Consider the following 23,812-nt stretch of genomic DNA (forward strand, 5'->3'; position numbering starts at 1 on the left):
CCTCCGTCATTGCGAGCGTCAGCGAAGCAATCCAGGGCAACGGGACGCCTCCAAACGGTGTGCCCCCCTGGATTGCTTCCCATCGTTCGCGAGGATTGAAGAAAAGGCCTACTGAGGCGCCGCCGTGAGGCCCGGCTTGCTCAGAACCCTCGGCGCCGGGCTCACCACGCTTACGGCGTTGTTGCGGATTTCGTAGACGGCGAGTGCCCGGTCGCTCGTGCCCTCGGCGCCGAACCGGAACGTCCCGTCGATACCCGCGAAACCGGACGGGTTGGTCAGGGTCGGCTCGGCGAAGCGCTGTGCGCCGAACTGCCGGGCGAGTGTCGCCGAGAGCATCACCGCATCGTAGGCGAGCGAGGCGACGCGCGGCGGGATGGCGCCGAACCGGGCTTGATATCGCGCGCTGAAATTCGAGAAGCCACTCCGGTCCGGCGCCGCAAAGCGCCCGCCCTGAAGCGCCGGAAGGGCGAACAGCGACGGCTCGTTCCAGGGCGCGGTGCCGACCGGTCTGACCCGCTCCGGCGAGAACTTCGCCTCGCCCAACGCTGTCGCCACGGCGGTGAGCCCGTCGGACGTCTCCGGAATGAACACCACGTCGGCCGTGGCACGGGGTCCCGTGATGACGCCCGCGAGGCGCTTCACCGCCGCGTCGGGCGCGCCTGCGGGGTAACGCTCGACCGCCGCGATCCGCGCCCCCCGGTTCGCCACCGCCTCACGGAACTGCGCCTCGACCGCGTTGCCGTAGGCGGTTTCCGGAATGAGCGCGGCGAAGGAGCGGCGGCCGGAGGCGATCTCTTCCTCGACGATCCGCGCGACCTCGGGCTGCGGCAGGAAGCTCAGGAGATAGACCCCGCGCGAGGCGACGCCGACATCCGTCGAGAAGGCGATGATCGGCTTGCCCGCCGCGCGGGCCGCCACCGAGGCCGAGCGGACATTGGCCGCGAAGAGCGGGCCGAGCACGAGGTCCGCGCCTGCCTTCAGGCCGCGCTCCGTGGCCTCCGCCGCCCCGGCCGGAGTGCCGCGATCATCCTCGACGAGGATCGTGAGATCCGGCTGTTGCCCCTCATCGAAGGCGAGTTGGGCCGCATTGCGGAGGGCCGCGCCGATCGAGGCCCCCTGCCCCGTCAGCGGGACGACCAGGGCGACCTTCACACGGCCCTGGCCGATGCGCTCGGCCGCGGCGGCAGGCAGCCCCCCCGGATCGGCGGCCGGTTCGGCGGGCGCGGCCGCGACGGGAGGCGGCGGCCGGTTGCGAGCCGTGCGCTCACTGGCGACACAGCCGGCCAGGGCCGTGGCGCCGAGGAGCACGGCCGGGAGAACGACACCCCGCGCGCGTGTCGTCTGCGCCATCGGAGATCCTTCCTGCAACGATTCCGGGGGAAGCCTGTCGATCCTGCAACGGCTTGTAAATGCCGGTTGCCCCTCTTCCCCCCATTCTCCACCTTCCCGGCGGCGACGTCGGAGCCTCCCTGTGGCAATCTCGTCAGCGATGAACCGTCGAATCGATCCCGCGCGGCCGGCTTCGGCCCGCAGCGCCACTTTCACCGCCTTCGGCCTCGCGAGCGAGGCGGAGCCCCTCTCCCCCGGATTGCACGTGGTGGCCACGCCCATCGGCAACCTGCGCGACGTGACCATCCGCGCCCTGGCGACGCTGGCCGCTGCCGATGCGGTGTTGGCCGAAGATACCCGTGTGACGCGCACGCTCCTTGCCCATTACGGAATCACCACACCGCTCGTCGCGTACCACGAGCACTCGACCGATGCCGTGCGTGAGCGGATGGTGACGCGGCTCACGGCCGGGGAAGCCCTGGCCCTCGTGTCGGATGCGGGCACACCCCTCGTCTCGGACCCAGGCTACAAGCTGGTGCAGGCCGCGATCGAGGCGGGGATCACCATCGTGCCGGTGCCCGGCCCCTCGGCGGTGACCACCGCCCTCGTCGCGGCGGGCCTTCCCACGGACCGTTTCTTCTTCGAGGGCTTCCTGCCGCAGAAGGCGGGCGCCCGGCGCAACCGGCTGGAGGCGCTGGCGCAGATGCCGGGCACGCTGGTCCTGTTCGAATCCCCGCACCGGCTCATCGAGATGCTGGCCGATGCCGCTGCGGTTCTCGGCGCCGACCGGGCCGCCGCCGTGACCCGCGAACTTACGAAGCTCTACGAGACCGTGCGGCGCGATAGCCTGGGCAGCCTCGCGGAACGCTTCGCCTCGGAGGGTCCGCCCAAGGGCGAGATCGTGGTGGTGATCGGCCCGGCCTCGGCGCAGGCGGCGGGACCGGAAGACGATGCCGCTCTCGACGCCGCCCTGCGCACCGCCCTTGCCCGGCATTCGATCAAGGATGCGGCGACCCTCGTAGCGGAGGAGACTGGCCAGCCGCGCCGACAGGTCTATGCTCGCGCCCTGGCGCTGTCGCGCGAGGCGGAGGCGTGAGAGCGGCAGCCCCGAGTCCGGAGCGACAGGCCGCCCATCGGCGCGGTCACCGGGCCGAATGGCTGGCGCTGCTGGCCTTGATGCTGCGCGGCTACTGGCCGCTGGCCCGGCGTGTCTCCCTCGCGGGCGGGGAGATCGATCTGATCGTCCGCCGGGGCGGCACGCTGGTCTTCGTGGAAGTGAAGGCGCGGGCGCGGCTGGATGATGCCCGCGAGGCGATCGGCGCGGCCAAGCGGCGGCGCTTCTCGAAGGCCGTGCGGGCCTGGGTGGCCCGCCATCCCTTCGCGGCGGAGCTGACACTGAGAGCGGATGCGGTCTTCGTCGGCCGAGGGCTCTGGCCGGAGCATTGCCCGGCCGCCTTCATGATCGAGGGCCTTTGAGGAGACGCTACCTCGAGTAGCGCCCTGCACCCTCCATCCCGGAAGCGCCTCAGCCTTTGACGCTGCGCATGGCCCCGATGAGGGTGCGCTTGAGATCGGCTTGGCTGAACGGCTTCTGGACCACCGGCCGGTCGCGGAAGGGCTCGCGGATGCCCGCACCACCGTAACCGGTGGAGAAGACCAGCGGCCGGTCCCGCGCGACGATGGCCTCGGCCACCGGATAGATCGGCTCGCCCGCCACGTTCACGTCGAGGATGGCGACGTCGAACGTCTCCTGTGCCGCCATTTCGAGAGCTGTCGACAGGCGCGCAGCAGGTCCCACGACCGTGCAGCCGAAGTCGAGCAGCATATCCTCGAGCAGCATCGAGATCGCGGCTTCGTCCTCGACTACGAGAACACGGACGCCGTTGAGCAGTTCGTCGTTGAGGTCAGCACTCACGCCGGGCCGTCTTCCCTTCGCCGGCCCCGCCGGGGCCGCTTCCGTGCGATAACATCGGCCCTCCGGTGCGCGACTTGCCGTAGCACACCTTGCAGGACCAATGGGTGGGTCGCCCGTCCGGGCTGACGTGTCAAGCGACAGCACGCCACGCCCGGGCTCAGCCCTCCACCCTATGTTAAGCTCCGATACATTTTCGGCAAGATGCGTCTTGAATGCAACTTACATGAAGTGCCTGCGAAATCCCGCGACGGCCCTTCTCGATGACACGTCTGGTATAGGTATACCACGCGTCAGTTGTCCGTGAACGCAACCTTGGCGCCACGTGCGACATGCTTCGCCAGATCACGCGCAGACCAGTTGGTCAGACGGATGCAGCCATGGGACTCCGTCTTGCTCACCCGCTCGGGCTCGGGCGTGCCGTGGATGCCGTAGCTCGGGATGGCGAGGTCGATCCAAACGAGGCCGACGGGATTGTTCGGGCCGGGGCGGATGGAGAAGGCGCGCTTCGTCTTCACACCCTTGAACGCGTATTTCGGGTTGTAGGTATAGACCGGATCGAAGGCGACGCCCTTCACCGTGGTCTCGCCGCTCGGCGCGGGCTTCTCGCTGCTGCCGATGGAAGCGGGATAATAGGCGATGAGCGCCCCGTCCGCCCCGAAGGCACGCACGTCGCGGTTCGTCTTATCGACGGCGATGCGCTCGACCTTCGGATCCTGCGGCAGGTCCTTGGCCTTCGGCTTGTCCGTGCCCATGGGCTCGACCCCCGCGACGAGGATCGTCGTGCCGGGCTCATCGAACGACTTGCCGGGATTCAGGGCGCTGAGAAGGTCGCGGCTCATGTGGAAGCGTTCGGCCAGCATCTCGCGGGCATTGGTGTAGCCCATCGCGTCGAGTTCGGCCTGCTCCTCCATCTTCGGTGGAATGCGCCGCTCGAACGGACCCTTCGCGTCGTCCTCGGTGATCGTGTAGCTTTTGACGGCAGGGGCTGAATCGCCCGTCTGCAGCGCGTCCCAGACGTCCTTGGTCAGGTGGTCGGCGGCCGGAAGCTTCCGTTCCGCAGCGAAAGCCGCGATGGCCCGGTGGTAATTGTCGCCCTCCCGTCCGTCGATGGCGCCGGGCGAGAAGCGCGCGCGGTCGAGGAGAACCTGCGCCCGCACGGTGATGGGCTCGATCGGGGGCTCGGCCGTCTTGGCCTGCTTACCCTTCTTGGCCGTCTTGCCCTCGTCCTTGGTCTCCGCCTTTTTCGCGCCCTCGGCGAAGGTCGCGGCATTGACGGCATCCTCGGTCAAGGCCGACGCTGCCTTGTCCTTGCCCGGCTCCTTGCCCGGCGCGGCGGCGGCCCATCCCGGCAGGGCCAAGCCCGCCAGGAGGACGGGCATCGTCAGCCAGGCACGCGTCATCGTCGGTCGCTCCCGGAGCGGACGGCTCCGACGCCCTCAAGCGCTAAAAGCTCGCGCCCGTTCCGGGCCGATCTGTCGCACCTATTCGCAGAGGCGATGGCCGGCTGTCCGCTCCCGCTCGTCGAAGTGGAAATGGTTGGCGTGGGTGGCACTGGACCCGGGCCCGAGGACGGTGCGGAAGAAGGTACAGGCCTTGGCCCGCGTCACCTTTAGGAAATCCGCCTCGGCGGAATCACTCACCGACTCCCGCACGATCACTTGGGGGCGCCCGGTGACGGTGAAGGCCATCACATCGATCGCATCGGCAAAGGCGTGCTCGCTGAGCTTGGCATCGACATCGTGGTTCTGGCCCCGGCAGACGTAGGTGCCGCCGAGATCCAAGGCGGCCACCGGCTTGCCGAAGCTTCGCTGCGCCGCGACCTGCACCTCGCTCGCCCAGCGTGCCAACCCTTCGGCTGCGCGGCAGGTCAGCGTCGCAGCGGGCCGCAGGGCGATACCGTCGGCCAAGGCAGTGACCTTCAGCGGCAGCGGCGCAGTGCATTGGCCCTCGGAAATGGCGGGCAACGGTTCGAAGCTTGCGCCGAGGCGCTTGAGGCGGAGGCGACACGCCTCGTCGTCGGGCGCCGCGACCTTCAGGTCGAGTGCGGCCTCGCCGGACAGGTCGGCCGGGCGACTCGGCGGAATCGGAGGCGGAACCGGCAGAGAGGGCGTCTCCGGCACGCTGACGGTGGCAGGCGGCGCGGGCGTCAATTCGGGCGGGCGCGGCGGCGGAACCGGGACGGGCTCCGCCGGGGGCGGCGGCGTCAGTTCGGCCGGGCGCTCGGGCGGGCTCGGCACCGCCTCGGGAGCGAGCGGCGCGGCCTGCGCAGAGCCAAGCATGAGCCACAGGGCGCAGCCTCCGGCCGCGCTCGCAAGATGCCTCGTCATGCCCCTCTGTCCCTCCCCACCTGAGCCATAACGGCCGAGGTGGCGTTCGGATCGCCCGGCGCGGTTGCCGCAGGCGCCGGAACGGACCAGAACAGGGGAGACGGGCGACACGCCCGGGACCGTTTCAAGACGGGGCGGGCCGCCCCCGACCGAGGATGCGAATGCCGGACACTCTCGCCGCCGGGCTCGACAGCCTTCCGCAGGACAACCCCTTCGCTCCGGCGCAATGGGGCACGCCTTACGAGTTGCCGCCCTTCGAGCAGATCCGGCCGGAGCACTACTTGCCCGCCTTCGAGGCCGCGCTGGCTCAGCACGAGCAGGAAATCGCTGCCATCGCGGCCGATCCGTCGCCTCCGCGCTTCACCAACACGGTGGCGGCGATGGAGCGGGCGGGCCAAGCGCTCGATCGCGTGGCGGGCGTCTTCTACAACCTCACCGGCAGCCACACGAACCCCGAGCTTCAGGCGATCGAGCGGCAGGTCGGTCCCAAGCTCGCCCGGCACGGCAGCGCCATCTACCTGAACCCGCAGCTCTGGGCGCGCATCTCGGCCGTCGATGCCGAAGCCGAGGGGCTCGGGCCGGAGGAGCGACGGGTGCTGGAACGCTACCGCATCCGATTCCGCCGGTCCGGCGCCGAACTCGCTCCCGCGGCGAAGGAGCGGATGGCGGCCATCGCGGAGCGCCTGTCCGAACTCGCGACCCAGTTCAGCCAGAACCTTCTGGCCGACGAGAGCGGCTTCACCCTCCCGCTGGAGAGCGAGGACGACCTCGCCGGGCTGCCGTCCTTCCTCCGCGCCGCCGCCGCGAGCGCGGCCAAGGAACGGGGGCTCGACGGCCACGTCATCACGCTCTCGCGCTCGCTGATCGAGCCGTTCCTCGTCTTCTCCACCCGCCGGGACCTGCGCGAGAAGGCCTACGAGGCATGGATTCACCGGGGCGAATCCGGCGGACCGACCGATAACCGCGCCCTCATGGCCGAGATCGTGAAGCTCAGGGCCGAGCGAGCCCGGCTGCTCGGCTACGAGAGCTTCGCCCATTTCAAGCTCGCGGACACGATGGCGGCGAGCCCCGACGCGGCCATGGAATTGCTGCGCGACGTGTGGACCCCGGCCCGCACCCGCGCCATCGAGGAACGCGACCGGCTGCAGGCTATCGTCCAGCAGGAGGGACACAACTTCGCCCTGCGTGCCCATGATTGGCGCCACTATGCCGAGAAGCTGCGCCGGGCCGAGCACGATCTCGACGAGGGTGAGATCAAGGCTTACCTCCCCCTGGAGCGGATGATCGAAGCCTCCTTCGACACCGCCACGCGCCTGTTCGGCCTGACCTTCGAAGAGTTGCACGACGTACCGCGTTACCACCCGGATGTCCGGGTATGGCGGGTGAACGATGCGGACGGCCGCGAGGTCGGGCTGTTCCTGGGCGATTACTTCGCCCGCGCCTCGAAGCGCTCCGGTGCCTGGATGAGCGCCTTCCGCTCGCAGGAGAAGCTGAGCGGGATCGTCACGCCGATCATCGTCAACGTGATGAACTTCGCGAAGGCCCCGAAAGGCCAGCCGACGCTGCTTTCCTTCGACGACGCGCGCACCCTGTTCCACGAATTCGGGCATGGCCTGCACGGCCTTCTCTCGGATGTGACCTATCCGCTGCTCGCGGGCACCTCCGTCTCGGGGGACTTCGTGGAACTGCCTTCGCAGCTCTACGAGCATTGGCTGGAACAGCCGGAGATCCTACGCGCCCATGCGCGTCACCACGAGACCGGCGCGCCGATGCCGGAGGATCTGCTCGCGAAACTGCTCGCCGCGCGGGCGTTCAACCAGGGTTTCGCCACGGTGGAATACACCGCCTCGGCGCTGGTCGACATGACGCTGCACCTCTCCGCTGAGGGCGAAGCCGGGCTCGACGTGCCGTCCTTCGAAGCGGATGCCCTGCGGCGCATCGCGATCCCCGCCGAGATCGGCATGCGCCACCGCTCCCCGCACTTCGCGCACATCTTCGGCGGCGAGAGCTATGCGGCGGGCTACTACAGCTACCTTTGGTCGGAGGTGCTGGATGCGGACGCGTTCGATGCGTTCCGCGAGGCCGGGAACATCTTCGATCCCGAGACGGCCAAACGGCTGCGCACCTACGTGTACGGGGCGGGCAACCTGCGCGACCCGCGCGAGGCCTACACCGCCTTCCGGGGGCGGATGCCGAGCATCGCGCCGCTGCTCAAGAAGCGGGGGCTGGCGGCTTGAGCCGCTGCTCCCAGCGGTAAGGAATTCGTAAAGAAACGTCCTTAACAACTGCTTACAGCACAGCCTGGAAGCGGGAGCGACGGACGATGACTGAAGCGAAGCCGACGACATCGACCGACGCGAGGCCGAAGATCGAGGTGGTCGAGAAGACCCCCAAGAAGGGCCTGAAGGTCGAGATCATCACCGAGAAGCCGCCGTTCTTCTCGGCCCCGCGCCGGTTCGCGCAGACGATGATGCGGGCCGAGGCCCGCCTCGTCGCCGTGGCGGGCGGAGCCCTGGCGCTCGGCGCAATGCTGGGCTTCGGCGCAGCCTCGCGGGATCAGGGTTCCGCCACGGCCATCGCCTCCCTCGCCACCGCCATCGAATCCGGGCGCAGCGATACGGCCAAGCTCGCCGCCTCCCTCGCCAAACTCGATCAGAATGTCGGCGAGCTTCGCGCGGTCGCCGACAGCGCCCGCAAGGAGAGCGGCGGCAAGAGCCTCAACGAGAAGATCGCACAGCTCGACCGCAGCCTGACCGCCAAGCTCGCGAGCCTCAACGAGAAGATCGAGCAGGCCGAGAAGGAGCACGCCGCCCGCATCGCGGCCCTCACCGCGCGCCCCGTCGCGCGGCCCGAGCCGACGCAGACCGGCAGCCTCGCGGAGCCGCGCGACACGAAGGCGGCCGAACCGAAGGTCGTGGAATCGAAGCCGACCGAGAAGGTCGCCGACGCCAAGCCGTCGGAGTCGGCGAAGGCTGCTGCGCCCGCGAAGTCGCCCGTGCTCGAGCAATATGCCGTGCGCGACGTGTTCGACGGCGCGGCGATCATCGAGAATCGCGGTCGGCGGCTGTTTCAGGTGATGCCCGGCGATACGCTGCCGGGGGCGGGCCGTGTCGAGGCGATCGAGCGCAAGGGGCGCCAGTGGGTCGTCGTTACGCGTCAGGGCCTCGTGACGCCCCAGGAGTGGTAAAATCCAACCTCAGGTCGAGGGGACGGTTACCGGCGTGAGGTCGTCCCCCGTCATGGGGAAGCGGGGCTCGATGGCGAACGGATCAGCCATCATCGCATTCCGCTCGGCGCGCCGACGGCCCAGGCGGAGGGCGCGTGTGCGGGCGCCGCGCGTCGGATGAAGGATCGCTCCGAGCAGAGCTTGCCCCTCGAATTCCCGATCCAGGTTCTTGGCTTCGAAAACGGGCATGGCGGGCCTGCGGGACGTCGCGGCAAGCTTCTCTCCGGTGAGCTCGACCGCACGTGTGAACAACGGGGATAACGCGGAACGGTTCCGTTAAGCTTTCGCCATGGAACGTTTTTTTCATGATCCGCGCATCCAGCGCTAGCCGCAGTGCGAAAACGCACGATCTCCGCGGCGCGTTAACTTTTTGCGCCGCGAAAACAGTGATCGCAATCAGACGAACTGATTCAAACCAGGAATCGAGCCCACGATTGGGCCCATGACATCTTCGCCAGCCTTTTCGCGACCGACGGCGAACAATTCCTGCCCGAGCGGCTGCATCTGGCCCATCGGAACGCCCGCCGCCATCAGCTTCTGGCCGAGTGCCATGACGCCGCCGCCGCCGCCCAGCATGCCACCGAGCATCCCCATCAGCCCGCCGCCGCCGCTGCCTTCGGTCGCGTCCGACTGCGCCGCCAATGCCTCGGAGCCGGGCAGAGCCGCCATGAGCTGGCCAACCTGAGGCTGCGGCCCTTCCTTCTGGAGGAAGGCGAGGATGTGGCCGATCGCGGTCTGTGCCGTCGCGGCATCGAGACCGGTCCGGGTACAGACGCGGGCAAGCAGTTCTTCCATGGGTCAGGAGTCTCGTTTGGAGGAAGTCCAATCTGTCCTTCCCCCGTGTCCTCGGGGAAATCAAGCGCGATGGGGAGAGCCTGGAAAAGCGGCGCACGTTCCCCAGCGCGTTCCGTCGGTAGCGTAGCCCGAACGTCGCCTCGTTGCGCAAAAGCCTGTCACGGCGGCGCTTTTTCGGGCAGGGACCAACGGAACTGCGGCCAGCCGCCGCGCTTTGGCGAGGGTGGAAGCCACACCGTCCGAGACCATTCGATGCGCTACACGCTGGGTTGCAGCCTCTCCTACAATATCCTCGCCGATACGACGTTCATCTTCAATCTGGAGGTCGCCAAGCTTCAGAGTGTCGAGATCCTGCGCGAGACGCTGACGCTGAGCCCCGATCTCAAGCGGGAGATCTACATTCACCCGGATACGCAGAACCGCTATCTCGGCGTCAACGTGCCGACAGGCCCCTTCTCGCTGGAATACGAGGCCGAGGTCGATCTGACGGTCCATCGGGGTGATCCGGCGCAGATCAGTGAGACGCCGGTCGCCAAATTGCCGATCGACATCCTGCCCTACCTGCTACCGAGCCGCTTCGTGTCCTCGGACCGGCTGACGCCCTTCGCCCAGGCCGAGTTCAGCGCCCTGCCCCAGGGGCACCAGCGGGTGAACGCGATCTGTAATTGGATCCACGAGCATCTCGCCTACCAGCCGGGCTCCAGCGACGAGCAGACGACGGCGCACGAGACATTGCTGAAGCGGGCGGGCGTGTGCCGTGACTTCGCGCATCTGGGCACTGCGTTCTGCCGGGCGCTCGGCATCCCGGCGCGCTTCGTCAGTTGCTACGCCCACGGCCTCGTGCCGAGCGACTTCCACGCGGTGTTCGAAGCCTATCTCGACGGGCGCTGGTGGCTGTTCGACGCCACGCGGCAGGCCGACCCGGATGGCCTCGTGCGGATCGGCGTCGGGCGTGACGCGGCCGAGATCGCCTTCTCGACGCCCTTCGGCAACATGCAGCCGGTGAACCAGCAGATCCGTATCCAGCGGTCGGACGGGCAAGGCAGCCCGATGCCGCGCACGGTCGACGCCATCTCCACCGAGGTCCCGGCGCCCCATGCCGGGGCGGCGTGAGGACGACCTGGAGACGACACCACACCTCATCGTAAGAGGCTGACTGGCACGACATTCGTCCCCTCACCCCCCTCATCCTGAGGTGCCGCGAAGTGGCCTCGAAGGAGGACTCCAGGGATCGCACCGCCGTCTGGAACCTTCCTTCGAGGCCCCGCAAGCCGGGCACTTCAGGATGAGGAAGAGGGTGGGCAGGAAGGGAGGAGCGTGCCCGTGCCGCTTCGCTACGACCCTGCCTTTCGATGCGGGGTCTTGTGGCCCTCTTCGAGCAGGCCGAGAATCCGGGCGAGGAAATCGCGCGTCTTGACCTTCAGCGGATCGTCCACGGGGAGATTCACGACGGAATCGAACAGGCTGCGCAGGCTCGCGGCGAGTTCCGCGGGATCCTCGGGTTTCTCCGTGTCACGCATGACCAACCCTCGCGGGGCCCGTGTCTGCGGTACGCCCCCGCATGACGAGCCTCGACCGTCCCTAGTCGGGGAGGTGGAAAACCGCACTGATCCGGCTCCTACGACCTTTAGCACCGGAGCGCCTGGACATGCGTCGCAGGCTCCCCGACCGAAGGGTCAAGGACAACGGTGCCCAAGCCAGCGGGCACCAAGCCGAACAGTGAGGGGCTTCCACACCCCAGGGCGGCGCGTACCGCCCCAGGACGATCTAAGCGATCATAGGCCAGCACCGTCAAGCGCTTGCACGGCCTCGTCCCGGACCCGCCGAACACTTTCAACTCAGGCTCGGAGCTGCGCGGGCCTATATACAATTTAGCGTTGAAGCTGCCTGAGCTGGCTCACGAGCCTCCGTCCTTGCGAGCGCAGCGAAGCAATCCAGGGATGCGCATCGTTCGGCGACGTCCCGCTGCCCTGGATTGCTTCGCTGCGCTCGCAAGGACGACAAGGATTTCGGACGACAAGGATTTCGGACGACAAGGAAATCGGACGACGAGGGTTTTATCGCCGGTTGTGGCTCAAGACGGTCGGACACAGCTCCCGGGGTGAATAGAGCCGCCAAAGCGTGGCTGTGGCGAGGTCGCAACACCCCAAAAGCATCCCGGTACCGCCCCCGATCCTGCGCGAGCGCGCCGCGATCCCGCCATAGTCCAAGCCCACTTCGGCACCTGCGGTAAACGGCAGTCTTGCCAAAGATTTACCTGACAGAAACGAAAGCCTCGGAGTGAGCGGGCAAAGTATCGGCACATCGCCGTGGGCGACGTGCCGCTCCGCGTCGCACCCTCCGACGGACGAAGCAGGATCGCGGTGCTGGTCATGGACGGGCGTGTGAACGACAAGTCGAAGCTTCCGAGCCGTCACGTCACCGAGGGGCCGGATCGGGCCCCCCACCGTTCGTATCTCTATGCCATGGGCCTGACCCGTGAGCAGATTCACCAGCCGCTCGTCGGCGTCGCCTCGTGCTGGAACGAGGCCGCGCCCTGCAACATCTCGCTGATGCGCCAGGCGCAGGCGGTGAAGAAGGGCGTCGCCGCCGCCAACGGCACGCCGCGCGAATTCTGCACCATCACCGTCACGGACGGCATCGCCATGGGCCATGGCGGCATGCGCGCCTCGCTTCCCTCACGCGAAGTCATCGCCGACTCGGTCGAGCTGACCATGCGCGGCCATTCCTACGATGCGCTCGTCGGCCTCGCGGGCTGCGACAAGTCCCTGCCCGGCATGATGATGGCCATGGTGCGCCTCAACGTGCCGTCGATCTTCATCTATGGCGGCTCGATCCTGCCCGGCTCGTTCCGGGGCAAGCCGGTCACCGTGCAGGACCTTTTCGAGGCGGTCGGCAAGGTCGCGGTCGGCGACATGAGCCTGGAAGACCTCGACGAGCTGGAGCAGGTGGCCTGTCCCTCCGCCGGTGCCTGCGGCGCGCAGTTCACTGCCAACACGATGGCGACCGTCTCCGAAGCGATCGGGCTCGCCCTGCCCTACTCGGCGGGAGCCCCGGCCCCCTACGAGATCCGCGACAAGTTCTGCGCCACGGCGGGCGAGAAGGTCATGGAGCTTCTGGCCAAGGGCATCCGTCCGCGGGACATCGTGACCCGCAAGGCGCTGGAGAACGCCGCCGCCACCGTGGCGGCCTCCGGCGGCTCGACCAACGCGGCCCTGCATCTTCCGGCCATCGCCCATGAATGCGGCATCGAGTTCACCCTGTTCGACGTGGCCGAGATCTTCCGGCGCACGCCCTACATCGCCGACCTCAAGCCGGGTGGGCGCTACGTCGCCAAGGACATGTTCGAGGTCGGCGGCATCCCGCTGCTCATGAAGACCCTGCTCGACCACGGCTACCTGCACGGCGACTGCCTGACCGTCACCGGCCGGACCATCGCCGAGAACCTCGAGAAGGTGAGGTGGAACCCCGATCAGGACGTGGTGCGCCCGGCCAACCAGCCGATCACCCCGACCGGCGGCGTCGTCGGCCTGAAGGGCAACCTCGCCCCCGAGGGTGCCATCGTGAAGGTGGCGGGCATGCCGCAGGAGGCTCAGGTCTTCACCGGCCCGGCTCGCGTGTTCGACGGTGAGGAAGCCTGCTTCGCCGCCGTTCAGTCGCGCTCCTACAAGGAAGGCGACGTGCTGGTCATCCGCTACGAGGGTCCGCGCGGCGGCCCCGGCATGCGCGAGATGCTGTCCACCACGGCCGCCCTCTACGGCCAGGGCATGGGCTCGAAGGTCGCCCTCATCACCGACGGGCGCTTCTCCGGCGCCACGCGCGGCTTCTGCGTCGGCCATGTCGGGCCCGAAGCCGCCGTGGGTGGGCCGATCGGCCTGGTCAAGGACGGCGACATGATCACCCTCAACGCGATCGACGGCACGCTGTCGGTGGCCGTGAGCGACGAGGAGTTGGCCGAGCGCCGCAAGGCGTGGGCGCCGCGCTCCAACGCCGCCACCTCCGGCTACCTCTGGAAGTACGCGCAGGGTGTCGGCCCGGCGGTGTACGGCGCCGTGACCCATCCGGGCGGGGCTCAGGAGACGGAGAGCTATGCTGACGTCTAGGGCTGCACGGAGCCGGTGTGGACCGGCCGGTGCGTCCGCGCGCCGGCGTCGCGTGATCGCCCTGGTGGCCCTGACCGGTGCCCTGCTCGCGCAGGGTCCGGCGGCCCAGGCGCTCGACGCTCTCGTGCGCACCCCCGTTCCGGCCGCCGAGAAGAGCTACCGCTCCGCGCGGGATGCCCTTCGGGCGGGCGTTCGGGAATATAACGCGGGCGACAAGGAAGGCGCCGCCCGCGCGCTCGAATACGCCGCCGGGCAGGGCCACGCCCTCGCCTTGTGGAAGCTCGGGCGGATGTATGCCGAGGGTGACGGCGTCCCCCACGACGACCTGAAGGCGTTCGAGTTCTTCTCGCGCATCGCCGATGCCAGCACGGATGACGGCGGCGATACGCAGAACGCGGCGGTGACGGGCAGCGCCTTCACGGCGCTGGGCTCCTACTTCCTCGACGGGATCAAGGGCACCTATGTGCGCCCGAACCCCGAGCGCGCCTACGACATGTTCAACTACGCGGCGTCCTATTACGGGGACCCGAACGCGCAATACAATCTCGCCCGGCTCTATCTCGACGGCAACGGCGTCGAGGCCGATCCGCGGCAGGCGGCACGGTGGTTCAACCTCGCCGCCGAGAAGGGGCACCATCCGGCCCAGGCGCTGCTCGGCGACATGCTCGTCAACGGCGCGGGCGGCCTGCCGCAGCAGCGGGTGAAGGGCCTCGTCTGGCTCTCCCTCGCCCGCGACGGGGTACAGAGCCGCAAGGACGAGTGGATCGTCGCCCTCTACGACAAGAACTGGGCTGCGGCCTCCCCCGACGACCGGAACGAGGCGCAGACCCAGCTCCAGACCGTCGGGTCGATCAAGCGGAAGAACTAAGCGGGACGCGCGCCATAATCCCGAGAGTTTAACGGAGAAGCCGGTTTTCCCACTCCCACCCTCATCCTGAGGTGCCCGCGCGAGCGGGCCTCGAAGGAGGGCTCCAGAAGGCGCTGCGAACCATGGAGCCCTCCTTCGAGGCGGCTTCGCCGCACCTCAGGATGAGGCGCGGGATGGGATAAGGGACCCCTTCAGGTCCGACTAATTCTTCGCCGCCGCAATGGCCTTCACGAAGGAGGGCCGCTCCAGGGTGCGGTTGACGAAAGCCGCGAGCTTGGGCCAGCGCCCGGCATCGATCTCGTACTTCGCCAGCCGCAGGTTGTGGAAGTTGGTCGCTACGGCGATATCGGCGATGCTGAACGCGTTCCCGACGAGGTATTCGCCTTCGATCTGGCTTTCGAGATAGTCTAGCAGCGGCGGAAATTTCTCGTCGATCGCGTTCTGCGCCCGCGCCTCGTCACCTTCCTTGTTCATCAGCTTCGGCTTCAGGAAGCGCTCCACGAAGGGGATGATGAGCACCGGGAAGAGTTCGGTATCGCCGTACTTGTCGAACCACACTGCCCGGCCACGTGCCTTCGCCTCCGTGGGGATCAGCGCCGGCTCCGGGTGCTTGGCCTCGATGTAGTTCAGGATCGCGGTCGAGTCGGGCAGCAGGAAGCCGTCGTCGTCCAGAGCCGGGATCTTGCCCGTGGGGCTCGCCGCCTGGAAGCCCGGATCGGCCGCGTGGAACGGGACGGGCTTGTGATCGAACGAGATGCTTTTCTCGAACAGCGAAACAAGGACCTTCCGGACGTAGGGCGAGACGCTGGTGCCGTAAACGATCATCGAGACCTCAAGTGTCGTGTCAGGTGCGGGCGAGTTCGACGGTCACGGGCACGTGGTCCGAGGGCTTGTCGAGCCCGCGCAGGTGCTTCTGCACAGAGGCGGAGATAAGCCGGTCGGCGGCCTGCGGCGAGAGCAGGAGATGGTCGATCCGTATGCCCTGGTTCCTCGGCCAGCATCCGGCCTGATAATCCCAGAACGTATAGAGCCCGTCGCGCGGGTCGCAGGCGCGGACCGCATCCGTGTAGCCCTCGGCCAGCAGGGCGCGGAAGGCAGCGCGGGAGGGCGGGAGGAACAGCGCGTCGCTGCGCCACGCTTGCGGGTCGGCAGCATCCTCCGGTTCCGGGATGACGTTGTAATCGCCCGCCAGCACCACCGGGATTTCCACCTCGGCGAGGGCGCGGGCATGACGCCGCAGCCGTTCGAGGAAGGCGAGCTTGTAGGGGTATTTCGGGCTGTCGACGGGGTTGCCGTTCGGCAGGTAGATCGAGGCGACGCGCACGGGCGCGAGATCCTCGCCTCCGATGAGCGCCTCGATGTAGCGCGCCTGCACATCCTCCTCGTCGCCGGGCAGCCCCCGGCGGATCTCGGACAGCGCGAGCGGCGCGCGTACCAGCAGGGCGACGCCGTTATAGGCCTTCTGCCCCAAGGTCTCGACGGCGTAGCCCGCCGCCTCGACCTCCGCCCGGGGGAAGGACTCGTCCTGGCATTTCAGCTCCTGCAGGCACACCACGTCGGGCTTCGCCTCATCGAGGAAGCCGAGCAGGTGCGGCAGCCGCTGCTTGATCGAATTGACGTTCCAAGTGGTGATGCGCATCGGCCTCGTCCGGCAGGCGGCCCGTCATCGGGCCTTCGCGGCCGGGTGACAAGCCGTTTCCGGTCTCGACCGTCGCCTTCTCCCCCGTCGCCCCACCCAAGGGACAAGGGTTCAACTCCTTGCGGGCGCGAGGGAAAGGTTGCAGAACTGCGCCGCACGGGCGATGAGCCCAGGATCGCGGGTGGCGTGGCACGGTGGCCGCGAACCGCGACTACGGAAGGTCCCATGTCGCAGTCTCTCCGCATCGGCGTCGCCGGTCTCGGCACCGTCGGCGCGTCCGTCGTCCGCATGATCGCCCGGCGCCGGGAGGCCATGCTCGCTTCGGGCCTCGATCTGACCGTCACGGCGGTCTGCGCCCGCGACCGCTCGCGCGACCGCGGCCTCGACCTTTCGGGTGTCGAGTGGTTCGAGGATCCGGTCGCCATGGCCCGCTCCGGCGCGGTCGATTGTGTCGTGGAGCTGATGGGCGGCGCCGAGGGCGCGGCGAAGGACACCGTCGAGGCGGCGCTCGCCGCCGGCAAGCCGGTCGTGACTGCCAACAAGGCGCTGCTGGCCAAGCACGGTGCAGCGCTCGCCGCCGCCGCGGAGAAAGCCGGCGTGGCCCTGACCTACGAGGCCGCCGTCGCGGGAGGCATCCCGGTCATCAAGGCGCTGCGCGAAGGGCTGGCGGGCAACAAGGTCGAGCGCGTCTACGGGATCCTCAACGGCACCTGCAATTACATCCTCAGCCGGATGGAGCGAGAGGGCCTGACCTTCGAGGCCTGCCTGAAGGACGCTCAAGCTCTGGGCTATGCCGAGGCGGACCCGACCTTCGACGTCGAGGGCTTCGACACGGCTCACAAGCTCGCGATCCTGACCAGCCTCGCCTTCGGCACGCAGGTCGATGCAGAGGGCGTCTCAGTGGAAGGCATTTCGCGGGTCCAGCCCCTCGACCTGCGCATGGCCGACGAGCTCGGCTACCGCATCAAGCTGCTCGGCGTCGCACAGGCGACCGCAGCGGGGATCGAGCAGCGCGTCCACCCGACCATGGTGCCGAAATCTTCGGCCATCGCGCAGGTGATGGGCGTGACCAACGCCGTGACCATCGATGCGGACGCGGTCGGCGAACTCACGCTGATCGGCCCCGGCGCGGGTGGCGAGGCCACCGCGTCTGCGGTGTTCGGCGACATCGCCGACGTGGCCCGGCGCATCCTGCGCCCGACCTTCGGCGTCGCCGCCGCGACCATGGCGCCGCCGCCGCGCGCCGAGATGCAGCGCCACGAGGGCGGCTATTACATCCGCCTCACCGTCCATGACCGTCCGGGCGTCGCGGCGGGCGTCGCGCAGCGTATGGCCGAGCGGGAGATCTCCATCGAGAGCATTCTTCAGCGGCGCGTCGAGGGCGCGGACAGCGATCCGCGCGGACGCTCCGGCCGCCCGGTGCCGCTGGTGCTGATTACCTACGCCGCCACCGAGGGCGCGATCCGCGAGGCCCTTGATGCCATCGCCCAAGATGGGCTGCTGGCGGAATCGCCGCAGTTGATCCGCATCGAGAGAGAGTAAAACGCCAAGCGCGCCGGACAGCGGATGTTCAGGTATGCTGCGGCTAGCATAGTTTAGCACGCGGCAGGGGCGCCCGCGTCATGATGGAGCGCACCGGGATTCGGCGAAAAGACCGAGCCCGGGTGAGGGACAGGAAACGATGACCGAGACCGGACACTCGCGTTCGCAGCCCGTGCCGCGAACGCTCGCCCTCGAACTCGCCCGCGTGACGGAACGGGCCGCCGTGGCCGCCGCCCGGCTTCGCGGCAAGGGCGACGAGAAGGCGGCGGATCAAGCCGCCGTCGATGCCATGCGCGCCGAGCTCGCCGGGTTGCCGATCAGCGGCACGGTCGTCATCGGCGAGGGTGAGCGCGACGAGGCGCCGATGCTGTTCATCGGCGAGAAGCTCGGCTCCGGCGAGGGGCCGGAGGTCGACATCGCGGTCGATCCCCTGGAGGGGACCACCCTCTGCGCCAAGGATATGCCCGGCGCCATCGCCGTCATGGCCCTCGCACAGCGCGGTTCGCTGCTCGCCGCGCCCGACGTCTACATGCAGAAGATCGCCATCGGGCCGGGCTACCCGTCCGGCCTCGTGGATCTCGATATGAGCCCGATGCAGAACATCCGGGCGCTCGCCCGCGCCAAGGGCTGTCCGACCGACCAGATCACCGCGTTGATCCTTGATCGCCCGCGCCATGCCGCGCTGATCGCGGAGGTTCGCGAGGCGGGCGCCTCGGTGCGGCTGATCACCGATGGCGATGTCGCCGGGATCATCTTCACCGCGAGCCCGGAGGAGACCGGGGTCGACATCTATCTCGGCACCGGTGCGGCCCCCGAGGGCGTGCTCGCCGCCGCCGCCATGCGCTGCATGGGCGGGCAGATGCAGGGACGGCTGATCCTCGACACATCCGAGCGACGCCGCCGGGCGCAGGAGATGGGCATCCGCGACTTCGACCGGAAATACGAGCTGACCGATCTCGCGGGCGGTGACGTGATCGTGGCAGCAACCGGCGTCACCGATGGCTCGCTCCTGAAGGGGGTGCGCTTCCGCCAGGACCGGATCCAGACGGAGACGCTGGTCTTCCGCTCCGAGGCCGGGACGATCCGGCGGATCGTCGGCGAGCATCGGCGGGATTTCGGTCGGCCCTGAGGGTCGAACCGACCTTTGTCATCGCGAGCGAAAGCGAAGCGAACCAGGGTTGCGTGACGCTTCCCTGGATGGCTTCGCTACGCTCGCAGGGACGATGAGGCTACGGCAGCGCGCCCGCCTTCTCCTTGGCCTTCATGATAGTCTGGCGGCACTCTTCCGCCTTGCCCGCCTTGTCCTCCTCGCGGGCCTGGGCGACGAGCTTCTTCGCCTCCTCGACGCCTGAAGCGGTCGGCTTCACGTTCTGGTCGCTCGGCGTCAGCTTCGGCGGGGTGGCGAGGGCCTTCGGGCTGTCGGACGAGGTCGGGCCGCCGGGCGGGGTCGTGCCCGTCACTTCCGCCGCGCCCGCGCTGTTGAGGCGGCGCTCCAGCGTGCTCACCTCATCGGCGCAGGGAGTTGCCAAGGCCGGTCCGGCGGTGGCTGTCGCCACGGCGGCGAGGGCGAGAACGAAGCGAAGCGTCATGAAGCATCTCCCGTGGCGGCGCCGATCAGAGCGGCCCGCCTTCGGGATGGCGACGCGAGACTCAGCGAACCCGTTCCCGAGACAGGTCGCCGCGCCACGTCACGAAAAAAGGGCCGCGCCTCTCTCGAGACGCGGCCCCACGGACGGATCCCGGTGACGATCAGTACTTGCGGATGATCGGCTCGGGCGACATCGGCACCGGGTCGGCACCGAAGGCGTACTTGAAGCCACCATAGACCGAGAACGGCTGCGACAGCGTCGTGGTGCGCGCGTTGTTGATCACGAGGTTCCCCGCGACCGGGCCCGGCTCGGCGAAGGTGCCGAACGTGGCGTAGCGGTTGTTGGTAAGATTCGTGATCAGACCGAACACTTCGAGGTTCTTCGTGACCTGATACTTCGTCTGGAAGTTCATCACGTAGTAGGGCGGAAGCTTGCGGTTCAGGTTCGACTCGTCGCCACGGTAATAGGACGAGGAGAAGGCTTGGAGGTAAAGGCCGACCTGCCATTCCGGCGTGATGTAATAGTCGAAGCCCGCCTTGATCTGGTGGTTCGGCACCAGCGGCACGGAGTTGCCCCGCGTCACCTGGATCGCCCCGTCCACCGCGAGCGGGTTGTTGGGCGAGGACAGGGTGCCGTTGAACTGGAAGGTCGCATCGACCAGGGCGTAGTTGGCGTAGACGCGCAGGTAATCGGCCGTGTACTCGCCGCCGACCTCAACGCCCTGCCGCTGGGTGGCGGGCACGTTCACGAAGTAGGCGCGGGCCGCGTTGCCGGGCGTGGCGAGCGAGAGGATGTCGTTCGACAGGTCGGTGCGGAAAGCGCCGATCTTGTAGGTGATGATGCCGCCGTCATAGGTGTTCGGCAGCTGGCCGCGGAAGCCGACTTCGTAGGTCCTGCCCGTCACCTGCTTCAGCGGCGGATCGGCCACCAGCGAGTTCGGCAGCAGGCATGGCCGGTCGGGATTCGCGCAGGCGAGTTCCAGCGGCGTCGGAGCACGGTTCGATTCCGAGTAGCTGCCATAGAGGTTCAGCGCGTCGAAGAACCGGTAGGTCAGACCCGCCACCGGGTTGATCTTGTTGAAGTAATGCGTGCCCGTCACGTCCGGCGAGAAGCCGGTGAGATCCTCGCTCTGGATGCGCGCGAAGTTCAGGCGAGCGCCCGCCGTCACCGACAGGCGATCGGTCAGGTCCAGCGTGTCCTGGGTGTAGAGGCCGAGATAGAGGTTCGAGCCGTTGACGGAGCTCGGTGCGATGCCGAGCGCCCCGGCGGTGCGGATGAACGGCGTGCCGAGGCCCGGGATCGTGCCGTAGAACGGGTTGTTCGGATCGGTGGTGATCGACAGGTTCGGGTTGATGACACCGAGCGTGCTCGATGACTTGAACGAATAATTCGCCGCGTCGATGCTGCCGCCAACGATGAAGGCGTTGTTGAAGCCGAACAGCGTGTCGCGGTTGGCCGCCTGGAGCGAGCCGCCGTAACCGGTGGCCTGCGTCCGCGTCACGTCCAGGGTGCCGTAGGGCACGTTGTCGGTGAACGGGACCGCCCGGTTCTGCTGACCGAGGATCAGGAACTGGTTGCGGAAGGCGAGCTGCGTCTGGTTCGGGGCGCGAGTAAAGCCGTCATCCTCGAAGCAGAGGAAGCCACGGAAGCTGCTCTGGCGGCTGCACTGCTCGAAATTGCCGTCGTTGCCGTCGACATAGACTTGGCTGAACCGGCGGAAATAGGCATTGCCCGCGAGGTCCCAGGTCGGGGAGATGTCGACCCGGCCGGTGAGTTGCAGGGTGCCGACCTCGGTGGTCGTGGTCTGCGGGTAGGTGAAGATCGCGCGCGGATCGTTGCGGGTGAAGTCCACCGGGGTCGCGGCGGCGGCGCCGAAGTAGCTGCGCGCGGCCATGCCGATCAGGTGGAACTCGGCATCCTGCGAGCGGTAGCCGATGTCGCCGTACATACGGCCGATCGTGCTCGGGCTCTCGTAGCGCCAGCCGCGGTCGTTCAGCCCGTCACCGGTGAAGTAGAAGCTCCACGGGCCGGACACCTTGCCGTATTCGAGATAGCCCGCCGTGCGTGCATCCGAGCCGCCCCAAGCGCTGATCTCGGTGCCCTGCCACGTGAAGCCGTTCTTCATCTGAATGTTCACCGCGCCGCCGAGCGCGTTGAGGCCGAAGACCGGGTTGCCCGTCACCACGTCGATCCGCTGGATCGCTTGCGGCGGGATGAGGTCGAAATTGACGATGTCGCCGAAGGCTTCGTTGATGCGCACGCCGTTCTGGTACACGGCGAGCCCCTGCGGCACGCCCTGCACGGGCGAGGCGACGAAGCCGCGATAGGTCACGTCGGGGCGGTTCGAATTGCCCTGGCTGTCCGAGATGTTGAGGGCCGGAGTCCGCCGCGCGAGTGTCGCGACCACGTTGTTGGTGCCGAGATCGGCCTGAACGTCCTGAGCCGTCACCGTCTCGACGGTGCTGGGGATCTTGTAGAGAGGCTGCTCGCTACCGCGCAGGCGCGGGGCGGCCACCACGGTCCCAGGCGGCGCCGTGGCGGCGGCGATGGGGGCCGTTTCGTTGAAGTTCTGCACGCGGCTGGAATTTCCGCCGCCGGAGCCGACCGGAGACGTGGCGACGACGCTGATCTCACCCAGGGTGACCGCCTGCTGGGCGTGGGCCGTGCCGACCACCATCGAGCCTGCGAGAACCGACGCTGACGCCGTCAAACCCCTCCTGAGCGTCCGCAACGACATTCCCCACTCCCTCGACACTTGGACCGCAGACCCGATTCCGACGGGCTTGCGATCACTAGTGTCTGGGAGCTGGAACGACTTCAATCACCGGGTCGTGACCCGTGCAGGACTTTCGTGCTCCGCCGGCCATTCTGAAGCGCCGCGTGGCCACGCCGCCACAGTTTTGCTCCGCAAAATCAAAGACTTAGGGAGCTATCGGCAAGCGTGGACGGGAGGAATCGGCAAGCCTAGAGGTGGGCTTGGATCCGCTTGCCGATCTCGCCGAGCCGCTGTTCGAGGATTTGCGGCACCTCGCAGACATAGGTCAGGGATTGGCTGCGCTCCTGAAAGATGCGCCGGTCCCAGGCGAACTTGGTCTCGAGATCGGTCTGGTCCTTGGGCAACTCGGTCTCGTCGCCCTTGCTCGGCGCGTCCTTGATCTGGCTGATCTTGTCGGCCTCGTCGCGGATGCGTTCGGCCATACGGCGCTGGCCCTGCGCGTAGCGGGCGATACCGCTCATGATCTTGTTGCGTTCGCCGTTCAGCACCTCGAACACACCGGCATAGACGCGGGTCAGCGCCTTGTCCTTGGCATCCTTGTCGGATCCGAACTTGCCCGCGAACTCGTCGAGGAGTGGATCGACCTGGGACAGCTCCGTGCGGCGAGAGGCAATCTTCTGCGCCAGCACGGCCGCGTCGTTGTCGCTGCCCCAATCGCCTGCGGCGGCGATGTCGGGCCCGGTCCAGAACTGGCCGGGACTCAGGGTCTCGACCTTGCGTTGCACGCAGGGCCAATCCGGGTCGGGACGGGGCTGCGCGACGGCGGCGGTCGCGGACACGAGAAGGATGAGAGCGGACGTTCTGATCATGAGGCTTCTCCGGCCGGCCCGCCGCGCCGGGCCATGAGGCCGCGGCCCGGATCGTAGGCGATCACGGCCATCGCGAAAAAGACGAGGGTCGTCCCGATGACGACGGCGCAGGACAGGGGCTCCAGCTGCTCGTAGAGGGCGAAGCGCACCAGTTGCACCGCGTGGGTGAAGGGGTTCAGTTCGCAGATCCAGTACAGCGTCTCGGACGATTCCCGGATCCGCCAGAGCGGATAGAGAGCCGACGAGGCGAAGAACATCGGGAAGATCACGAAGTTCATCACGCTTGCGAAATTCTCCAGTTGCCGCACCAGCGACGACAGGAACAGGCCGATGGCGCCGAGCATCAGTCCCGAGGCGAGGAAAGCAGGCAAGGCAGCGAGATAACCGAGCGTCGGAATGTCGCTTTCCCAGAAATACGCCACGGCCAGGAAGGCATAGGCCTGGACGATCGACACCGAGACACCCGCGAAAAGCTTGGCGAGCAGCAGCATCCAGCGCGGATAGGGCGAGGTGAGCAGCACCTTCATCGATCCGACCTCGCGGTCGTAGACCATCGACAGCGAGGATTGCATGCCGTTGAACAGCTGGATCATCACCGCCAGCCCCGGCACCACGTAAACTTCGTAGAGCACGTAGGTCTGGTACGGCGGCTCGATCGAGACACCCAGCGTGTTGCGGAAACCCGCAGCGAAGATGAACAGCCACACGAGGGGCCGCACCAGCGCCGAGAAGAACCGCTCCTTCTGGTTGAAGAAGCGCAGCAATTCCCGGCGCACAATGCCGCCGAGGCAGATCAGATAGCCGACGGCATCGAGCCGTCCGAGCTGACGCGACGGCGTATGGCTCTTGGCGTCGAGTTCGGCGACGCGGGGCGACGAGGTCATGGCTTGTCCA

General features: G+C 67.9%; 22 protein-coding genes. 9 read left to right on the forward strand and 13 right to left on the reverse strand.

Translation table 11 applies throughout. The features are described 5' to 3' along the window. Positions 1-108 precede the first annotated feature (108 nt). The gene (locus tag J4O73_RS00625) at positions 109-1,350 is read right to left on the reverse strand and encodes a penicillin-binding protein activator (RefSeq protein ID WP_426213993.1); all 1,242 of its coding nucleotides are present in this window, start codon (positions 1,348-1,350) and stop codon (positions 109-111) included. A gap of 139 nt (positions 1,351-1,489) precedes the next feature. On the opposite strand from J4O73_RS00625, the gene rsmI reads away from it, so the two are divergent. Next, the gene (gene rsmI / locus J4O73_RS00630; protein WP_426214836.1) at positions 1,490-2,425 is read left to right on the forward strand and encodes a 16S rRNA (cytidine(1402)-2'-O)-methyltransferase; all 936 of its coding nucleotides are present in this window, start codon (positions 1,490-1,492) and stop codon (positions 2,423-2,425) included. Continuing rightward, positions 2,422-2,805, forward strand: a complete 384-nt coding sequence (locus tag J4O73_RS00635) for a YraN family protein (protein ID WP_426213994.1) — start codon at positions 2,422-2,424, stop codon at positions 2,803-2,805. The genes rsmI and J4O73_RS00635 overlap by 4 nt, the downstream gene beginning before the upstream one ends. Positions 2,806-2,854: 49 nt before the next feature. Here J4O73_RS00635 and J4O73_RS00640 read toward each other — a convergent pair whose 3' ends face one another. The 3 genes from J4O73_RS00640 to J4O73_RS00650 form a co-directional block, all read right to left on the reverse strand. Continuing rightward, positions 2,855-3,244, reverse strand: a complete 390-nt coding sequence (locus tag J4O73_RS00640) for a response regulator (protein ID WP_378969238.1) — start codon at positions 3,242-3,244, stop codon at positions 2,855-2,857. Between the two features lie 290 nt (positions 3,245-3,534). Continuing rightward, a complete protein-coding gene (locus J4O73_RS00645; protein WP_426213995.1) occupies positions 3,535-4,644 on the reverse strand; it encodes a L,D-transpeptidase family protein in 1,110 nt (369 codons plus the stop codon). A gap of 81 nt (positions 4,645-4,725) precedes the next feature. Further along, on the reverse strand, positions 4,726-5,571 hold the full coding sequence (locus J4O73_RS00650) for an extensin family protein (protein ID WP_426213996.1): 846 nt from the start codon (positions 5,569-5,571) through the stop codon (positions 4,726-4,728). 161 nt (positions 5,572-5,732) lie between these two features. On the opposite strand from J4O73_RS00650, the gene J4O73_RS00655 reads away from it, so the two are divergent. Continuing rightward, the gene (locus J4O73_RS00655) at positions 5,733-7,808 is read left to right on the forward strand and encodes a M3 family metallopeptidase (protein ID WP_426213997.1); all 2,076 of its coding nucleotides are present in this window, start codon (positions 5,733-5,735) and stop codon (positions 7,806-7,808) included. Between the two features lie 86 nt (positions 7,809-7,894). Further along, positions 7,895-8,758, forward strand: coding sequence for a hypothetical protein (locus J4O73_RS00660; protein ID WP_426213998.1), 864 nt, complete (start codon positions 7,895-7,897; stop codon positions 8,756-8,758). Positions 8,759-8,767: 9 nt separating this feature from the next. Here J4O73_RS00660 and J4O73_RS00665 read toward each other — a convergent pair whose 3' ends face one another. Both J4O73_RS00665 and J4O73_RS00670 read right to left on the reverse strand, forming a co-directional pair. After that, on the reverse strand, positions 8,768-8,986 hold the full coding sequence (locus tag J4O73_RS00665; protein WP_426213999.1) for a hypothetical protein: 219 nt from the start codon (positions 8,984-8,986) through the stop codon (positions 8,768-8,770). 207 nt (positions 8,987-9,193) lie between these two features. Further along, positions 9,194-9,592: a DUF2267 domain-containing protein gene (locus J4O73_RS00670; RefSeq protein WP_426214000.1), complete on the reverse strand. Its 399-nt coding sequence runs from the start codon at positions 9,590-9,592 to the stop codon at positions 9,194-9,196. A gap of 252 nt (positions 9,593-9,844) precedes the next feature. Between J4O73_RS00670 and J4O73_RS00675 the strand changes: the two genes are divergently transcribed. Continuing rightward, entirely contained in the window at positions 9,845-10,705 is an 861-nt protein-coding gene (locus J4O73_RS00675) for a transglutaminase-like domain-containing protein (protein WP_426214001.1), read from the forward strand. Between the two features lie 221 nt (positions 10,706-10,926). On the opposite strand, the gene J4O73_RS00680 is transcribed toward J4O73_RS00675, so the two are convergent. Beyond that, on the reverse strand, positions 10,927-11,112 hold the full coding sequence (locus tag J4O73_RS00680) for a hypothetical protein (protein ID WP_426214002.1): 186 nt from the start codon (positions 11,110-11,112) through the stop codon (positions 10,927-10,929). 852 nt (positions 11,113-11,964) lie between these two features. Here J4O73_RS00680 and ilvD point away from each other — a divergent pair. Then, positions 11,965-13,695: a dihydroxy-acid dehydratase gene (gene ilvD / locus J4O73_RS00685; RefSeq protein WP_426214838.1), complete on the forward strand. Its 1,731-nt coding sequence runs from the start codon at positions 11,965-11,967 to the stop codon at positions 13,693-13,695. Beyond that, the gene (locus J4O73_RS00690; protein WP_426214003.1) at positions 13,682-14,563 is read left to right on the forward strand and encodes a tetratricopeptide repeat protein; all 882 of its coding nucleotides are present in this window, start codon (positions 13,682-13,684) and stop codon (positions 14,561-14,563) included. Before ilvD ends, J4O73_RS00690 begins: the two co-directional genes overlap by 14 nt. Positions 14,564-14,764: 201 nt before the next feature. Here J4O73_RS00690 and J4O73_RS00695 read toward each other — a convergent pair whose 3' ends face one another. Further along, positions 14,765-15,388: a glutathione S-transferase family protein gene (locus J4O73_RS00695; RefSeq protein WP_426214004.1), complete on the reverse strand. Its 624-nt coding sequence runs from the start codon at positions 15,386-15,388 to the stop codon at positions 14,765-14,767. A 19-nt stretch (positions 15,389-15,407) separates the two neighbouring features. Next, the gene (xth, locus tag J4O73_RS00700; protein WP_426214005.1) at positions 15,408-16,202 is read right to left on the reverse strand and encodes an exodeoxyribonuclease III; all 795 of its coding nucleotides are present in this window, start codon (positions 16,200-16,202) and stop codon (positions 15,408-15,410) included. 225 nt (positions 16,203-16,427) lie between these two features. Between xth and J4O73_RS00705 the strand changes: the two genes are divergently transcribed. Both J4O73_RS00705 and glpX read left to right on the forward strand, forming a co-directional pair. Continuing rightward, complete coding sequence (locus J4O73_RS00705) at positions 16,428-17,744, forward strand: homoserine dehydrogenase (RefSeq protein WP_426214006.1); 1,317 nt, start codon at positions 16,428-16,430, stop codon at positions 17,742-17,744. A 139-nt stretch (positions 17,745-17,883) separates the two neighbouring features. Further along, positions 17,884-18,873 carry a class II fructose-bisphosphatase gene (glpX, locus tag J4O73_RS00710; protein WP_426214007.1) on the forward strand — a complete coding sequence of 330 codons (990 nt, stop codon included), beginning with the start codon at positions 17,884-17,886 and terminating at the stop codon, positions 18,871-18,873. 100 nt (positions 18,874-18,973) lie between these two features. On the opposite strand, the gene J4O73_RS00715 is transcribed toward glpX, so the two are convergent. From J4O73_RS00715 to J4O73_RS00730, 4 genes are all read right to left on the reverse strand, one after another. Beyond that, the gene (locus J4O73_RS00715) at positions 18,974-19,333 is read right to left on the reverse strand and encodes a hypothetical protein (protein WP_426214008.1); all 360 of its coding nucleotides are present in this window, start codon (positions 19,331-19,333) and stop codon (positions 18,974-18,976) included. 160 nt (positions 19,334-19,493) lie between these two features. Next, positions 19,494-22,070, reverse strand: a complete 2,577-nt coding sequence (locus tag J4O73_RS00720; protein ID WP_426214009.1) for a TonB-dependent receptor — start codon at positions 22,068-22,070, stop codon at positions 19,494-19,496. Between the two features lie 227 nt (positions 22,071-22,297). Continuing rightward, positions 22,298-22,918 (reverse strand): hypothetical protein, encoded by a 621-nt coding sequence (locus tag J4O73_RS00725; protein WP_426214010.1) that lies wholly within the window; start codon positions 22,916-22,918, stop codon positions 22,298-22,300. Beyond that, entirely contained in the window at positions 22,915-23,802 is an 888-nt protein-coding gene (locus J4O73_RS00730; RefSeq protein ID WP_426214011.1) for an ABC transporter permease, read from the reverse strand. Before J4O73_RS00730 ends, J4O73_RS00725 begins: the two co-directional genes overlap by 4 nt. Between the last annotated feature and the right edge of the window lie 10 nt (positions 23,803-23,812).

The organism is Methylobacterium sp. NFXW15, assembly GCF_049887755.1.
In the GTDB taxonomy this organism is placed as follows: Bacteria; Pseudomonadota; Alphaproteobacteria; order Rhizobiales; family Beijerinckiaceae; genus Methylobacterium.

Bases quoted from the DNA above. Each gene is read 5' to 3' on its own strand.
- ilvD (WP_426214838.1), top strand. From the start codon at position 11,965: ATGGACGGGCGTGTGAACGACAAGTCGAAGCTTCCGAGCCGTCACGTC.
- J4O73_RS00670 (WP_426214000.1), bottom strand. From the start codon at position 9,592: ATGGAAGAACTGCTTGCCCGCGTCTGTACCCGGACCGGTCTCGATGCC.
- J4O73_RS00705 (WP_426214006.1), top strand. From the start codon at position 16,428: ATGTCGCAGTCTCTCCGCATCGGCGTCGCCGGTCTCGGCACCGTCGGC.
- J4O73_RS00655 (WP_426213997.1), top strand. From the start codon at position 5,733: ATGCCGGACACTCTCGCCGCCGGGCTCGACAGCCTTCCGCAGGACAAC.
- rsmI (WP_426214836.1), top strand. From the start codon at position 1,490: ATGAACCGTCGAATCGATCCCGCGCGGCCGGCTTCGGCCCGCAGCGCC.
- J4O73_RS00645 (WP_426213995.1), bottom strand. From the start codon at position 4,644: ATGACGCGTGCCTGGCTGACGATGCCCGTCCTCCTGGCGGGCTTGGCC.
- J4O73_RS00690 (WP_426214003.1), top strand. From the start codon at position 13,682: ATGCTGACGTCTAGGGCTGCACGGAGCCGGTGTGGACCGGCCGGTGCG.
- J4O73_RS00720 (WP_426214009.1), bottom strand. From the start codon at position 22,070: ATGTCGTTGCGGACGCTCAGGAGGGGTTTGACGGCGTCAGCGTCGGTT.
- J4O73_RS00730 (WP_426214011.1), bottom strand. From the start codon at position 23,802: ATGACCTCGTCGCCCCGCGTCGCCGAACTCGACGCCAAGAGCCATACG.
- J4O73_RS00675 (WP_426214001.1), top strand. From the start codon at position 9,845: ATGCGCTACACGCTGGGTTGCAGCCTCTCCTACAATATCCTCGCCGAT.
- J4O73_RS00725 (WP_426214010.1), bottom strand. From the start codon at position 22,918: ATGATCAGAACGTCCGCTCTCATCCTTCTCGTGTCCGCGACCGCCGCC.
- J4O73_RS00660 (WP_426213998.1), top strand. From the start codon at position 7,895: ATGACTGAAGCGAAGCCGACGACATCGACCGACGCGAGGCCGAAGATC.
- J4O73_RS00715 (WP_426214008.1), bottom strand. From the start codon at position 19,333: ATGACGCTTCGCTTCGTTCTCGCCCTCGCCGCCGTGGCGACAGCCACC.
- J4O73_RS00625 (WP_426213993.1), bottom strand. From the start codon at position 1,350: ATGGCGCAGACGACACGCGCGCGGGGTGTCGTTCTCCCGGCCGTGCTC.
- J4O73_RS00650 (WP_426213996.1), bottom strand. From the start codon at position 5,571: ATGACGAGGCATCTTGCGAGCGCGGCCGGAGGCTGCGCCCTGTGGCTC.
- J4O73_RS00665 (WP_426213999.1), bottom strand. From the start codon at position 8,986: ATGCCCGTTTTCGAAGCCAAGAACCTGGATCGGGAATTCGAGGGGCAA.
- xth (WP_426214005.1), bottom strand. From the start codon at position 16,202: ATGCGCATCACCACTTGGAACGTCAATTCGATCAAGCAGCGGCTGCCG.
- glpX (WP_426214007.1), top strand. From the start codon at position 17,884: ATGACCGAGACCGGACACTCGCGTTCGCAGCCCGTGCCGCGAACGCTC.
- J4O73_RS00680 (WP_426214002.1), bottom strand. From the start codon at position 11,112: ATGCGTGACACGGAGAAACCCGAGGATCCCGCGGAACTCGCCGCGAGC.
- J4O73_RS00695 (WP_426214004.1), bottom strand. From the start codon at position 15,388: ATGATCGTTTACGGCACCAGCGTCTCGCCCTACGTCCGGAAGGTCCTT.